Raw genomic sequence first — 14,633 nt, forward strand, 5'->3', positions numbered from 1 at the left:
CAAGCTCCGGACGTTCAGGTCACCACTCGGCCCGGATTCGCGCCCGGGATCTTGCGGGGCGCCCCTTCGTCGAGCGGCGCGGCCTGCAACGCGGCAACGGTGGCGCGCACCAGTTCCTCGATGGCGTGGCCGGCATCGGAGCCGTCGGCGCTGCCGCGCGACAGGCGCGAGACGCGCTCCGGCGTCACCAGCGTGTAGTAGAGCGCGCCGAGCAGGAAGTGGCTGCGCCAGACCAGATCGGTACGCGGAATATGCGGCAGGCTTTCATGAATCGCGTCGATGAAGGCATGACTGGTGTCGTCGAAGGTCTGCGCGATGATCTTGCGCACGACCTCATTGCCCTCGGCCGACATGATCGCGCGCAATCGCGTGAACCGCGTTCCGCCGCCGGCAAGATCGCTGCCGGACGTAAAGGCCGGCAACACATAGGCGCGCACGATCGCCTCCAGCCGGTCCTGCAGATCGCGCACCCGCCGCGCCGCCGCCAACAGCTCGGAGCGCCGGCGGTTCATCGGGCCGCAATGGCGCCGATAGATTTCCAGCAGCAGGCCGTCCTTGGTCCTGAAATGATAGGTCACGCTGCCCGGATTGGCGCCGGCGGCGTGCGCGATGTCGCGTACCGAGACGGCGTTGAAGCCGTAGGTCGAGAACAATTCCTCGGCCGCGGCGAGGATCGCCTCGCGCATGCTCGGCTTGCGGGCGCTGGCCGCCTTCACGTCGGACCTGGCAGGTTTGCGGACCATATTTGTACTATCGTCCAAATAATCCGGTCGCGTCAACAACGCCGCGCGGCACCCATCCGTCAGGATAGTTTGACGTGAGGCTCGGCCCGACCGCGCGCGGCGGCCTCGAGCAGGAACGTCCTGCCATGCTCGGGATCGGCCGCACGCTGCGCCTCATCCATGTCCTGCCAGGCCGAGGTGACCAGCACGCGCGAGAAGTCGCGGCCGACGAATGCCGGGCAACTCGATTGCCTCGCTGGTACGCGCAGCGAACGCAGATGCCGGCCGGCGGGATCGTAAACGTCGACGCGACCGCCACCCCAGCGCGCGTTCCAGATCAGGCCGTCGGCATCGACGATCGCGCCGTCGAGGCCGCCGCTGCCTTGATGCCTGATCAATTCGATGGGTTCACCGGTCGGCAGTCCTGTTGATGGATCGAGCGGCACGCGATGCAGCACGTTGGTTGCGGTATCGGCGAAATAGCCGATGTCGCCCGCGGGCGAAAAGCAGATCGCATTCGGGATGGTGATCCCGGGATAGAGTCGCACGATGCGGCCCCGGTGCAGCGCATAGATCGCGCCGGCACCCTGCTCGGCATGGCGCCCCATGGTGCCGAGCCAGAACGTGCCCGACGGATGCACACGCGCGTCGTTGGAGCGCGTCAGCGGATTGTCGGCCTCCAGCGCAGCGAACAGCTCCAGGCGGCCGTCTGCAACGTGCCGTACATAAAGTCCATCTTCGGCAAGGATCAGCTGCCGCTCGCCGTCGATCCGCGCCAATGCACTCGCCATTTTCGGCAATTCGTGGATGACGGTGCGGCCACCTGCAAATCGATGCTCGAACAGGCGGCGCTCGCGGATATCGAACCACCAGGCGGTGTCGGTCGCCGCATCATAGGTCGGGCCTTCGCCGAGATGGCAACGCTCCGCCGACAGCACCGATGTCGGTACCTCTTCCATCAGCGGCTCGGCGGCACGGTCGGTCATGGCGTCACTCACGCGGTTGAGAAGCGGTAGACGATGCTGCGCCGATAGAGCTGTCCTGGATCGAGCCGCGCCGACGGGAAGTCGGGCCGGTTCGGCGTATCCGGCCAGGCGTGCGGCTCGAGACAGAGCGCGTCGGATTGCCGGTACACACGATCGCCCTTGCCGGCGGTCGAGCCGTCGAGGAAATTGCCGGAATAGAACTGCAGTCCCGGCTGATCGGTGAACAGCTCCATCACGCGGCCGCCGTGCGGCGCCTCGAGGCGCGCAGCAAGGCAAAGGCCCGCCCCCTTGGCCAGACAGAAATTGTGGTCATAGCCGCGCCCGAGCCGCAGCTGCTCGTCATTCATCCTGATCCGCGCGCCGATGGCTGTAGGCTTGCGGAAATCGAACGGCGTGCCGTCGACCGGCCGCGGCGGTTCGTGGAGCGGGATCGCCGTGGCATCCACCGCGAGGAAATGGTCGGAGACGATCGTCAGCCGGTGATCGAGGATCTGCATGCCCGAGCGCGCGCCCTCGAGATTGAAGAAGCTGTGATTGGTGAGATTGAGGCATGTCGGCCGGTCGGTCGTCGCCTCGTAGGTGACCGAGAGCTCCATCGGACTGCGCACGCGATAGGTCACGCGCGCCGCGAGATTGCCCGGATAGCCCTCCTCGCCATGCGGGCTCTCGCGCTCCAGCACCAGCGTCGGCGCCGGATCATCCGATAGTTCGACGATCCGCCACAGCTTGCGATCAAAGCCCTGCACCCCGCCGTGCAGCGCGTTGGGACCGTTGTTGGCGTCGAGCTGCACGGTCTCGCCATCGAGCACGAAACGCGCGCCGGCGATCCGGTTGGCATAGCGCCCGATCGTCGCGCCGAAGAATTTGCGCTGTGCGAGATAGCCGTCGAGTTCATCGTGGCCAAGCACGATGTCGTCGCAATGCCCGTCACGATCCGGCGCAAGCAGCGCCTGCAGCGTGGCGCCGAACGGAAGGATGGCGGCCTCAAAACCGTGTTCGCCGCGCAAGATCACGCGCTCGACCACGGTGCCGTCGTGCAATTTGCCGAAGGGAGCGCGACCGATGCTGGCTGATGTCATTGTCAGTCCTCGAACGCCTCGACGAGGCGCCGTCGTCCGAACATGAAGCTATCGGCGACAAGCTGCAAGGGCGCGAGGTCGACATCGGATTTTCCTTCCGAGGTCAGCGCGACGAAACGGCGGTACAGCGCGGGATATTCCTCATCTGGCGCATCGACCACCAGCCTGCCGCCATCGCGCAGCTGCCTTCCACCTTTCGACAGCGTCACAGGCCCGGCCTCGGTTTCGCACAGGATGTCCCAGCTCGGCGATCCGGTCTGGCGGAAATCGAATTCGGCGTGGATTGGCAAGCCGCTCGCGTCGGAGAGTTCGATCTCTGCCGCAATCGGCGCCTCCCGATTGGACGGAAAGTCCAACGCCGCACTCCTGACAAAGACCGCACGCGGCAGGATCTCGGTCAGGATCGACAGCGCGTTGATGCCGGGATCGAACACGCCGAAGCCACCCGCCTCGAAGATCCAGGCCTGACCCGGATGCCAGACGCGCACGTCTTCCTTCCAGATGATGGTGACCTTGTTGATGGTGCGTCTCGCGAGCAATTGCCGCGCAGGACCGACCGCGCCCGCATAGCGTGAATGCCATGTGGCAAACAATGTCCGACCCGCCTCCTGCGCGGCCGCGATCAGCGGCTTGAGTTCGCTTAACGTCGTGCCCGGCGGCTTCTCCAGCAGCACGTGCTTGCCCGAGGCGAGCGCGGCGGCGGCCTGCGCGTGGCGCATCTGCGGTGGCGTACACAGCGCGACCGCGTCGATCTCCGGCCCGTCGCGCAACAACTCCTGCAAATCACGGAAATGCGGCAGGCCGGGCGGGGTCTTGACGGGATCGGCCACCGCAACGAGAGCCACGCCTGACGTCTTCGCGATCGCAGGCACGTGCTGCCGGCACGCGATCTCGCCATAGCCGACGATGGCGATGCGAAGCAGGTCACTCATGGCCGTCCTCGCGTTGCTGTCCACCTGGCCGGCTGAAGTCGCCAGGCAGAATCATAAGCCAGCGCCGAATACCAACGGCATGATGTGATTTTGGTTGCGGACACGCAAGTCCGCGACGTTCTGTTGCGCGCCTCGCGGCCGGGGTATCGGCTTTGACCAATCAAGGCCGATGCTCCGGATTCCGGCCTTGACGGGCTTTCTTCGCGCGGACCGGTCGCCACCTCGCCCGAAGCCGCGCTAGCGCGCGGCCTCAAACCCGCCGAGCACTGCCGTCAGATTGGCGCCGAGGATGTCGGAGAGATAGCCGCCCTCCTGCACCAGCACCGTCGGCAGTCCGAATCGGGCCAGTCCCTCGCCGATACGGCGGAAGCCGTCGGTGGTGACGGCGAGACCGGCGAGCGGGTCCTTCTCGGAGGCGTCGAGACCGAGCGCGACCACGAGCGCGGTCGGGGCGAAGGAGCGGATCGCCTTCTCCGCCACCGCGAGCGCCTTCATGTAGTCGTCGTCACCGGTGCCCTTGGCGAGGGGAATGTTGAGATTGGTGCCGAGGCCACCTGCGGCGCCGCGCTCATGCGCATAGCCCCAGACGAAGGGGTAGAAGAACGACGGATCGGCGTGGATCGAGACGGTGAAGACATCCGGCCGCTCGTAGAAGATGCCCTGCGTGCCGTTGCCGTGATGCACGTCGACGTCGAGGATCGCGACGCGCTCATGCTTCTGGCGCAGATGCTCGGCCGCGATCGCACTGTTGTTGAGGAAGCAGAAGCCGCCGGCGAGGTCGCGATAGGCGTGGTGACCGGGCGGGCGGCACAGCGCGTAGACGGCGTCCTCGCCGTCGAGCACCATCTGCGCGGCGGTGACCGCCACGTCGCTCGCGGCGCAGGCACCGGCCCAGGTGCCGGGACCGATCGGAGCCGCGGTATCCATCGTGTGCCAGCCGAGCTTGCCGACGATATGAGCAGGGTACGTGCCGGCATTGCGCACCGGGTGGATGTTCGCGATCATCTCCGGTCCGGCATTGCCGAGCGCCGACCATTCGTCCCAGGCGTCCGCGAGAAAGCTCAGATATTCCGGACTGTGCACGCGCGCGCGTGGCCCCTGCCCGAACCTGGTCGGCTCGATCAGCGTGTGCTTGCCAGCCTTCAGGCCCGCCAGCAGGCGGTCGGCGCGTTCGGGCTGTTCGGTGGTACGCTGGACCACACCGCGGACAAGGAAGAATTGCGGATCATGGCTGCGGTGCAGATCACTGTAGACGGCCTTCACGGGGACACTCCTGTTGGATCGGCGGCTGAGCTGGACAGAGCGAGGGCAATGTGCCGCACGCAAGCTCTGGCCTGCGCGTTGTACACTATCAGCGACGGCGACGATCTGAAACCGAGCGCGATTTCATGCTATGCCCGCATGCAGCGCAATGATTGAAAGACGCAGGACGCGAAGTCCGGCCATGGCCAGCGGCAAGACGCAGACAGAGGAAGCGGCAACGGGGCGGCGCGGGCGGCCGCGTTCCGCCGCGACCACGGCCGCGATCCTGGAAGGCGCCTATCAACTGATGGCGACGACCGGCCTCGCCGCGACCACCATCGACGCGATCGCCAGGCATTCCAACGTCTCGAAGATGACGATCTACAAATGGTGGCCGTCGCGCGAAGCCTTGCTGATCGATGCCTTCCTCGACCAGGCCTCGCGGGCCGTGCCGCTGCCCGAAACCGGCAGTCCGGTGGCCCGCATCCGCCGCCACGTTGCAACCTATGTCGAGGCGTTGCAGGGCGAGTTCGGCCGCGTGCAGCTTGCCGTGATCTCGGAATGCATCTCGAAGACCAGCACGGCAGAACTGTTCTACGAGCGTTACCTCGGCCTGCGCCGCAGCAAGATGCTGGAGATCATCGCCGCCGGCCAGAAGGACGGCAGCATCGGCGCGCCGGGCGTCCCCGGCGATATCTATGACGCCATCTATGGCAGCCTGTTCTACCGCTACGTCTTCGGCATCAAGCCGCTGACGCCGGCCTACGCCCGCAATCTCGTCAATCTGGTGCTGCGGCCGCGCACGGACGCTTGACTATCAAGCAGAGCGTTGGCGCTGACGGCGGAACCAGACCCAGGTCTCGCGCGTGACGGCCCGGTAACTGCTGCCGCGATACACGATGTGGCCATCGACGATAGCGTTCAGCTTCGGCAGCGCATGGAACGGCACCGTGGGATAGGCGTGGTGCTCGACATGGTAAGGCATGTTCCAGGCGAACCATTTCATGATCCTGCTGGTCATCGTTGTGCGCGTGTTCTCGAACGCGCTCCGCGTCCGCTCGCAGCCGGTGTGCTCGGCATAGAGATAGGGGCGCAGGATGAGCTGACCGGCCAGGAGCGGCACGATCCACACCCAGAGCAGGATCGCACTGTGCAGCGCGAACGAGGCCGCGAGCAACAGCAGATAGCCCGCGAGATAGAGCCGCGCCTCCAGCACGATCGGGGCGCGCTTGTGCTCCGGAATCCACGGCACGACCACCTTTCCGGTGAGTGCATGCCAAAACATCAGGCGGATGCGAACCAACACCTGCAGCAGTCCCGAATAGGCGATCGCGAGCTGGGTGTCCGACGCGGGCTTGGGGCCGACGATCAGCTCCGGGTCTTTCTCCGGATCCTGCGTGTAGCGATGATGGTCCCAGTGGAACAGGCAGTAATACTGGTAGGGCAGTCCGATCATGAAGGCGGACAGATTGCCTACGACAAGATTGAGCGCTGGACTGCGGAACGCCGTCTTGTGCGCGGTCTCATGCACCACCATGAACAGGAATGCGACGAAGTAGCCCTGCACGGCAATCAGCGGCAGCGCCCATGGCAGACCGTAGCGCGATGAGACCAGGGAGATCAGCGCGCCGACGATGACGATCATCCCGTAATGGCTTGCCGCGCGCACCGCGCCGGCAAGGTTCGACTTGGTCGACAAATCGCGCAAGGTCAGCGGGCTGAGCGGCTTCAGGCGGGGTCCGGCGTCACTGGTCTCTGCGGTGCTCATGGTCGTCTCACCTGTCAGCGTTGCAGCAGCGCCGAGATTTCGGCGTTGATGAAGGCGCGGTCTTCGGCGTTGTTGGCGGGATTGCCGGCCCGGTGCCCGTGGATCGACGGAATCGCATGCAGCGCGGCCGAGCGCGCGTTGACCAGGCGGCCGAGTTCAGCCTCGTTGTCGCGCGGGTCGAAATAGCGATCGGTACGCCCCGGCATCAGCAGGACATGCGCCTTGATCGCGGCCAGCGCCCGGTCGAAGTCGCCGCCGAATTGATCGCAACGGCTGATATCGCCGGCCTGCCAGATCGCGATCTGCGCCATCAGATCATTCGCATCGCGCCGCGCGAAGGCACCGTCCCAGGATCCCGCGAGGTAGTCTTCCAGCGAGTTGAAGCCGGCCGCGCGCCAGACTTCCTCGCGATAGAACTCATGCGACATCGCCCAGCCGGCGTAGACGCGCCCCATCGCACGAAGGCCCGCCGCGGGCTTGCTGACGAAGCGGCCGTCCCGGTAGGCCGGGTCGGCGGTCAGCGCGGCCTTCACACCTTCGAGGAACACATGATTATACGGCGAGCACCGCGCGCTGCCGCAGACCACGGCCGCGCGCTCGACCATGTCGGGATACCGCGCGGCCCAGTGATAGGCCTGCATGCCGCCCATCGACCAGCCATAGACCAGCGCGAGCCTGGTCACGCCGAACCGCTCGACCAGCAGCCGCCGCTGGATCGCGACCGCGTCATGATAGGTGAAGGCAGGAAACGGCGCGCCGCCGAGCACCTCGACCGAATTCGACGGCGAGGAAGACAGGCCATTGCCGAACAGATTCGCGATGACGATGAAGTAGCGCTCGGGATCGAGCGCGCCGCCCGGCTGCACCAGCCATTCGATGTCGGAGTGCTGTGCGGCGAACGACGTCGGATAGAGGATGACGTTGTCCCGCGCCGCATTCAGCGTGCCATAGGTCTTGTAGGCGAGCCTCAGTTGCGGAAACACGGCGCCGCCCTGCAGCGTCACATCGCCTGCCTCGAACACCTCATAGTCGCGCGGCGTGGTCATCAGCATTCGACCTCGAGCAGCCGGGCGCAACGCTGCGCCCTTAATAACTGTACTATTGGTACACTAAATGCGAAACCCTGGCAATAGCGGCGAAGGTGGAATGACACCGGGCCGATCCATTCAAAATCGGTATGGATCAATACCCGTTTCGGCTTGGACCCATTGTCGTCATCTCTCTAGGACAGACCCCGAGGAAATTTTCGAGGAGGCGCTAATGAGCGCAATTGTGTCCGCCGCAGACACGCGGCGATCCCGCGTCCGGCTCTTGACCGTGACGATGTTGTTTCTCGTCACCACCGTGAACTATGCCGATCGCGCCACGCTCTCGATCGCCGGCCCCGCCCTTTCCAAGGAACTGCATCTCGATCCCGTCGCGATGGGCTACGTGTTCTCGGCGTTCGGCTGGTCCTATGTGGTCGCCCAGGTGCCGTGCGGCTGGCTGCTCGACCGCTTCGGCTCCAAATGGGTCTATGCGCTCAGCATCATCGTCTGGTCGATCTTCACCGCGATGCAGGGCCTGGTCGGATTCCTGTCCGCGGGCGCGGCCGTGGTCCTGTTGTTCGCCCTGCGCTTCCTGGTCGGCATCGCCGAGGCGCCGTCATTCCCGGCCAATGCCCGCATCGTCGCCTCCTGGTTCCCCGGCAATGAACGCGGTACCGCCTCGGCCTTCTTCAATTCGGGGCAGTATTTCGCCACCGTGATCTTCGCGCCGCTGATGGGCTGGATCGCCCATGAGTATGGCTGGCGCCATGTGTTCTACGTGATGGGTGCGCTCGGCATCGTCATGGGCATTGCCTGGATCAAGACCATCTACGAGCCGAAGGAGCACCCCGCGATCAACGAGGCCGAGTTCGACTACATCAAGCAGGGCGGCGCGCTGGTCGACATGGACGCGGCGAAGGCCGGCAAGACCCAGGACAGCGGCCCCAGCTGGGACCACATCCGCCAATTGCTCGCCAACCGCATGATGCTCGGCGTCTATATCGGCCAATACTGCATCAACACCCTGACCTATTTCTTCCTGACCTGGTTCCCGGTCTATCTGGTGAAGGAGCGCGGGCTCTCGATCCTGCAGGCCGGCTTCGTCGCGACCTTGCCGGCGCTGTGCGGCTTCATCGGCGGCGTGCTCGGCGGCGTGATCTCGGACTATATCCTGCGCCGCACCGGCTCGCTGACCATGGCGCGCAAGATCCCGATCGTCGGCGGCATGCTGCTGTCGATGTCGATCATCGCCTGCAACTATGTCGACGGCCAGGCACTGGTGGTCGGCTTCATGGCGCTCGCCTTCTTCGGCAAGGGCATCGGCGCGCTCGGCTGGGCGGTCGTCTCCGACACCTCGCCGAAGGAAGCCGGCGGCGTCTCCGGCGGCTTGTTCAACACCTTCGGTAACCTGTCCTCGATCACGACGCCGATCGTCATCGGCTACATTCTGGCCGCCACCGGCTCGTTCAACGGCGCGCTGGTGTTCGTCGGTGCCAACGCGCTGGTCGCGGCGATCGCCTATCTGTTCATCGTCGGCGAGATCAAGCGGGTGCAGCTCAAGGCGGCGTGAGCGCGCTTCACCTCTCCCCGCCTTCCGCGGGGAGAGGTCGAAATTCGCACAGCGAATTTCGGTGAGGGGCGAAGCAACACGTCTCCGCAGAGACAGTCCTTCCGACTCGTTCGGATCGCGCGTGCACATCGAGGCGGCCGTTGCGCAGAGAGAGCCCCTCACCCCAACCCTCTCCCCGTAAGAACGGGGAGAGGGAGCAGAAAACCAAACGGCGGCTTCGGCCGCCGTCTTTGTCTGCTTTTTTGTCTGCTTTTTTGTCTTCTTGGCCAGTGGGAGGCATCGATGCTAGAACGTACAAATCCCCGCGCGATCAATTCCGGGCTTGCATCGATGTTCGACCTGAGCCAGCTCCGCTGCTTTGTCACGGTGGCCGAAGAATTGCACTTCGGCCGCGCCGCGACGCGGCTCAACATGACGCAGCCGCCGCTGAGCCGGCAGATCCAGGTGCTCGAGCACATCATCGACGCGCCGCTGCTGGAACGCACCAGCCGCTCGGTGCGGCTGACGCCGGCGGGACGCAGCTTCCTGCCCGAGGCGCGGCGCATCCTCAAGCTCGCGGAATCCGCCTCGCAGGTTGCCCGCCGCATCGCGCTCGGCAAGACCGGCTCGCTCAAGATCGGCTTCACCGCCGCGGCCGCCTACGGCTTCCTGCCCGACCTGATCGCGGCCTGCCGCTCGCGCCTGCCCGAGGTCGATTTTTCGCTGAAGGAGATGGTCTCCGGCGATCAGTTCGAGGCGCTCACCACCGGGCAGATCGACGCCGGCCTGCTGCGTCCGCCGATCGCGCGGCCGGAATTCGCCAGCCGGCGCGTCGTGGCCGAGCCGCTGCTCGCCGCGATCCCGAAGAAGCATCCGCTGGCCGCGGCCGAGACCGTGAGCATTAAGGATTTCGACGACCAGCCCTTCGTGATGTATTCGCCCTACGAGGCGCGCTACTTCCACGATCTCTTGGTGTCGATGTTCACGCGCGCCGACGTGCTGCCGCGCTATGTGCAGCATCTCAGCCAGATCCATTCGATCCTCGCTATGGTGCGCGCCGGGCTTGGCGTAGCGATCGTGCCGGAAGCGGCCGCCAGCCTGAAGATCGCGGACGTCAAGTTGAAGCCGCTGAAGCTGCGATCGCCCGTGCCGGTCGAGCTGTTCATGGTATGGCGGCGCGATCACGAGAACCAGTTGCTGCCGTCGCTGATCGAGATCGCGACCGAAATCGCAGCGCCGCATCTGCGCGGCGATTGATGCAGAGTTAGCATCGCTCGATACCGCGTTTGGCTTGGACGCGCATCGAACCATTCCCTAGAAATTCCGCCATGGACGCGCGCTGCTCGCGCATCCCGTTCCCAGAAACATTCAAGGAGTGGCGCCATGAGCAAGATGACCCCTCAGGAGATGGCCGCTAGAATCGGTGGCGGCCTCCTGTCCTTCCCCGTGACCCCGTTCAACGCGGACTATTCGTTCGACGAGGCGACCTATCGCGCCAACATGGACTGGCTGTGCGGCTATGACGTCGCCGGCCTGTTCGCCGCCGGCGGCACCGGCGAGTTCTTCTCGCTGACGCCGAGTGAAGTTCCCCACGTCGTGAAGATCGCGGTCGACGAGACCAAGGGCCGCGTTCCCGTGCTGGCCGGCACCGGCTACGGCACCGCGATCGCGCGCGAGATCGCGGTTGGCGCCGAGAAGGCCGGCGCCGACGGCCTGCTGCTGCTGCCGCCCTATCTCACGCATGCCGAGCAGGACGGCCTCGCTGCCCATGTCGAGGCGGTGTGCGCATCGGTTAAGATCGGCGTCATCGTCTACAACCGCGACAATGCGATCCTGCAGCCTGATACGCTGGCGCGCCTCTGCGAGCGCTGCCCGAACCTCGTCGGCTACAAGGACGGCATCGGCGATATCGAGCTGATGACCCGTGTCTACACCCGGCTCGGCGACCGCCTGACTTATATCGGCGGCCTGCCGACCGCGGAGACCTTTGCCCTGCCCTATCTCGACATGGGCGTGACCACCTATTCGTCGGCGGTGTTCAATTTCGTGCCCGAATTCGGCACCGGTTTCTACGCCGCGGTGCGCCGGCGCGATCATCAGACCATCCATGCAGGCCTGAAGGATTTCATCCTGCCGCTGATCGCGATACGCAACCGCAGGAAGGGTTATGCGGTGTCGATTATCAAGGCCGGCATGAAGGTGATCGGCCGCTACTCCGGCCCGGTGCGGCCGCCGCTGACCGATCTTAACGAGCAGGAGATCGGCGAGCTCGCGGCGCTGGTCGCCAAGCTGCCGCAGGCCGCCGCGCAGCAGGCGGCAGAATAAGCCGAACGGCCAGGAAAACTGCAAAGGACGAAGGGAGGGGCAGATGATCCAGGACACGATCCGCACCGGCTTTGCCGGCGCACCTGTTGTCACGGCGATGGAGGTGATCCCGGTCGCCGGCCGCGACGGCATGCTCCTCAATCTGAGCGGCGCGCATGCGCCGTTCTTCACCCGCAACCTCGTTATCCTCACCGACAACTCCGGCCACACCGGCGTCGGCGAGGTGCCGGGCGGCGAGAAGATCAAGAAGACGCTCGAGGACGCAAGCGACCTCGTCGTCGGCCAGACCATCGGCGCCTGCAACAACATCCTAGCCTCGATGCGCCAGGCCTTCGCCGATCGCGACGCCGGCGGCCGTGGCAAGCAGACCTTCGACCTCCGCGTCACCATCCATGCGGTCACCGCAGTGGAATCCGCGCTGCTCGACCTGCTCGGCCAGCATCTCAATCTCCCGGTCGCGGCGCTGCTTGGCGAAGGCCAGCAGCGCGCCAGCGTCGAGACGCTCGGCTATCTCTTCTTCGTCGGCGACCGCAGGAAGACCAACCTGCCTTACGTCGAGGGCGAGACCGGCAAGCCCGACTGGTTCGATCTGCGCCATCAGGTTGCAATGACGCCGGATGCCATCGTGCGCCTCGCCGAAGCGACGCAGGCGCATTACGGCTTTGCCGATTTCAAGCTCAAGGGTGGCGTGCTCAGGGGCGAAGAGGAGATCGAGGCCGTCACCGCAATTGCAAAACGCTTCCCGAAGGCGCGCGTCACGCTCGACCCGAACGGCGCCTGGTCGCTCGACGAGGCGATCCGGCTGTGCAGCAACATGCATGGCGTGCTCGCCTATGCCGAGGATCCCTGCGGCGCCGAGGCCGGCTTCTCCGGTCGTGAGATCATGGCCGAGTTCCGCCGCGCCACCGGGCTGCCGACCGCGACCAACATGATCGCGACCGACTGGCGCCAGCTCGCGCACGCACTGCGGCTCGGCGCAGTCGACATTCCGCTCGCCGATCCGCATTTCTGGACCATGCAAGGCTCGGTGCGGGTGGCACAGACCTGCCGCGACAACGGCCTGACCTGGGGCTCGCACTCCAACAACCATTTCGATATTTCGCTGGCGATGTTCACCCATGTCGGAGCCGCCGCGCCCGGCAAGGTGACCGCGATCGACACCCACTGGATCTGGCAGGACGGCCAGGCGTTGACGCGCCAGCCGCTGCAGATCAAGGGCGGCAAGATCGCTATTCCGGATCGGCCGGGCCTTGGCATCGAGCTCGATCGCGGTGCCATCGAGGCCGCGAACGCGCTATACAAGCAGCATGGTCTCGGCGCCCGCGACGACGCGCTGGCCATGCAGTTCCTGATCCAGGGGTGGACCTTCGACGACAAGCGTCCCTGCCTCGTGCGCTAAACAAGGAAGGTTGGAAACATGACCGCTCACCAGAAGAACTTCATCGCCGGCGAATGGGTCGACGGAACAGGCATCACGCGGGACATCAACCCCTCCAACACCGGCGATGTCGTCGGCGAATACGCCAAGGCCGACAAGGCGCAGACCGAAAAGGCGATCGCCGCGGCGAAGGCCGCCTTCCCGGCCTGGGCGCGCTCGACGCCGCAGGAGCGCTTCGATGCGCTGACCAGGATCTCGGTCGAAATCCTCGCCCGCAAGGAAGAGCTCGGCCGCCTGCTCGCCCGCGAGGAGGGCAAGACGCTGCCGGAAGGCATCGGCGAGGTGGCGCGCGCCGGGCAGATCTTTGCGTTCTTTGCCGGCGAAGCGCTGCGGCTAATGGGCGAGAAGGGCGCATCGGTGCGCCCCGGCCTCGACGTCGAGATCACCCGCGAGCCGGTCGGCGTTGTCGGCATGATCACGCCGTGGAATTTCCCGATCGCGATCCCGGCGTGGAAGATCGCGCCGGCGCTGTGTTACGGCAACGCCGTGGTGTTCAAGCCGGCCGAGCTGGTGCCGGGCTCCGCCCATGCGCTGTCCGAGATCATTGCGCGTTCCGGCATTCCGGCGGGGGTCTTCAATCTCGTGGTCGGCTCGGGCTCGGTGGTCGGCCAGACCCTGCTCGATCATCCCGATGTCGCCGCGATCTCCTTCACCGGCTCGGTGCAGACCGGCCGCAAGATCGCTCAGGCCTGCGTGCTCTCCAACCCCATGAAGAAGTTCCAGCTCGAGATGGGCGGCAAGAACCCGCTGGTCGTGCTCGACGACGCCGACGTGAAGGTCGCGGTCGAGGTCGCCGTCAACGGCGCCTATTACTCGACCGGCCAGCGCTGCACGGCGTCCTCGCGCCTGATCGTCACCGCGGGAATTCACGACCGCTTCGTCGCCGCGATGACCGAGCGCATGAAGGGACTTTCGGTGGACGACGCGCTGAAGAGCGGCGTACATGTCGGCCCGGTCGTCGACCAGAGCCAGCTCGACCAGGACCTGCGCTACATCAAGATCGGTCAGGATGAAGGCGCCCGCCTGCACTGGGGCGGCGAATTGTTGAACCGCGAGACGCCCGGCTTCTATCTGCAGCCGGCGCTGTTCACCGAGGCGACCAACCAGATGCGGATCGCCCGCGAGGAGATCTTTGGTCCGGTCGCCTGCGTGATCCGCGCCAAGGATTATGAAGAGGCGCTGGCGATCTCCAACGACACCGAGTTCGGCCTTGCCTCGGGCATCTGCACGTCAAGCCTGAAATACGCCTCGCACTACAAGCGCAACAGCGAGGCCGGCATGGTGATGGTCAACCTGCCGACCGCCGGCGTCGACTACCACGTCCCGTTCGGCGGCCGCAAAGGCTCAAGCTACGGCGCACGCGAACAGGGTGCCTATGCCCGCGAGTTCTACACCACGGTGAAGACGGCTTACACGTTCCCGGGCTGAAGCAGTTGAAACAGAGTGCAGCCGCGTAAGACGCTGCACCCCCTCTCCCGCTTGCGGGGGAGAATTGGGGTGGGGGCTCTCCCCGCGAGTCATGCTGTGGAGAGACCCCCACCCGGATCGCATCATTCGATGCGAT

Annotated in this window: 13 protein-coding genes; 6 read left to right on the forward strand and 7 right to left on the reverse strand. The window is 65.5% G+C overall.

The features are described from left to right. Positions 1-14 precede the first annotated feature (14 nt). From ACVMDN_RS29310 to ACVMDN_RS29330, 5 genes are all read right to left on the reverse strand, one after another. Positions 15-743 (reverse strand): TetR/AcrR family transcriptional regulator, encoded by a 729-nt coding sequence (locus ACVMDN_RS29310; protein WP_141340753.1) that lies wholly within the window; start codon positions 741-743, stop codon positions 15-17. Between the two features lie 59 nt (positions 744-802). Beyond that, positions 803-1,681, reverse strand: coding sequence for an SMP-30/gluconolactonase/LRE family protein (locus ACVMDN_RS29315; RefSeq protein ID WP_141340769.1), 879 nt, complete (start codon positions 1,679-1,681; stop codon positions 803-805). A 35-nt stretch (positions 1,682-1,716) separates the two neighbouring features. Beyond that, positions 1,717-2,787, reverse strand: a complete 1,071-nt coding sequence (locus ACVMDN_RS29320; protein WP_141340752.1) for an aldose epimerase family protein — start codon at positions 2,785-2,787, stop codon at positions 1,717-1,719. Positions 2,788-2,789: 2 nt separating this feature from the next. Then, positions 2,790-3,719, reverse strand: coding sequence for a Gfo/Idh/MocA family protein (locus ACVMDN_RS29325; RefSeq protein ID WP_200844530.1), 930 nt, complete (start codon positions 3,717-3,719; stop codon positions 2,790-2,792). A 237-nt stretch (positions 3,720-3,956) separates the two neighbouring features. Then, the gene (locus ACVMDN_RS29330; protein ID WP_076826066.1) at positions 3,957-4,982 is read right to left on the reverse strand and encodes a histone deacetylase family protein; all 1,026 of its coding nucleotides are present in this window, start codon (positions 4,980-4,982) and stop codon (positions 3,957-3,959) included. Between the two features lie 181 nt (positions 4,983-5,163). On the opposite strand from ACVMDN_RS29330, the gene ACVMDN_RS29335 reads away from it, so the two are divergent. Beyond that, the gene (locus tag ACVMDN_RS29335) at positions 5,164-5,775 is read left to right on the forward strand and encodes a TetR/AcrR family transcriptional regulator (protein ID WP_057016914.1); all 612 of its coding nucleotides are present in this window, start codon (positions 5,164-5,166) and stop codon (positions 5,773-5,775) included. Between the two features lie 3 nt (positions 5,776-5,778). Here ACVMDN_RS29335 and ACVMDN_RS29340 read toward each other — a convergent pair whose 3' ends face one another. Together ACVMDN_RS29340 and ACVMDN_RS29345 are read right to left on the reverse strand one after the other, a co-directional pair. Next, positions 5,779-6,729 (reverse strand): fatty acid desaturase, encoded by a 951-nt coding sequence (locus ACVMDN_RS29340; protein ID WP_141340750.1) that lies wholly within the window; start codon positions 6,727-6,729, stop codon positions 5,779-5,781. A 14-nt stretch (positions 6,730-6,743) separates the two neighbouring features. Then, positions 6,744-7,775, reverse strand: coding sequence for an alpha/beta fold hydrolase (locus ACVMDN_RS29345; protein WP_141340768.1), 1,032 nt, complete (start codon positions 7,773-7,775; stop codon positions 6,744-6,746). Between the two features lie 214 nt (positions 7,776-7,989). On the opposite strand from ACVMDN_RS29345, the gene ACVMDN_RS29350 reads away from it, so the two are divergent. From ACVMDN_RS29350 to ACVMDN_RS29370, 5 genes are all read left to right on the forward strand, one after another. Continuing rightward, positions 7,990-9,327 (forward strand): MFS transporter, encoded by a 1,338-nt coding sequence (locus ACVMDN_RS29350; RefSeq protein ID WP_253638799.1) that lies wholly within the window; start codon positions 7,990-7,992, stop codon positions 9,325-9,327. Between the two features lie 330 nt (positions 9,328-9,657). Beyond that, the gene (locus ACVMDN_RS29355; protein ID WP_141340767.1) at positions 9,658-10,563 is read left to right on the forward strand and encodes a LysR substrate-binding domain-containing protein; all 906 of its coding nucleotides are present in this window, start codon (positions 9,658-9,660) and stop codon (positions 10,561-10,563) included. 126 nt (positions 10,564-10,689) lie between these two features. Beyond that, complete coding sequence (kdgD, locus tag ACVMDN_RS29360) at positions 10,690-11,631, forward strand: 5-dehydro-4-deoxyglucarate dehydratase (protein WP_076826062.1); 942 nt, start codon at positions 10,690-10,692, stop codon at positions 11,629-11,631. 43 nt (positions 11,632-11,674) lie between these two features. Then, positions 11,675-13,030 carry a glucarate dehydratase gene (gene gudD, locus ACVMDN_RS29365; RefSeq protein WP_141340747.1) on the forward strand — a complete coding sequence of 452 codons (1,356 nt, stop codon included), beginning with the start codon at positions 11,675-11,677 and terminating at the stop codon, positions 13,028-13,030. Positions 13,031-13,048: 18 nt separating this feature from the next. Next, positions 13,049-14,497: an aldehyde dehydrogenase family protein gene (locus ACVMDN_RS29370; RefSeq protein WP_141340746.1), complete on the forward strand. Its 1,449-nt coding sequence runs from the start codon at positions 13,049-13,051 to the stop codon at positions 14,495-14,497. Positions 14,498-14,633 lie beyond the last annotated feature (136 nt).

The organism is Bradyrhizobium sp. USDA 4510 (assembly GCF_054059095.1).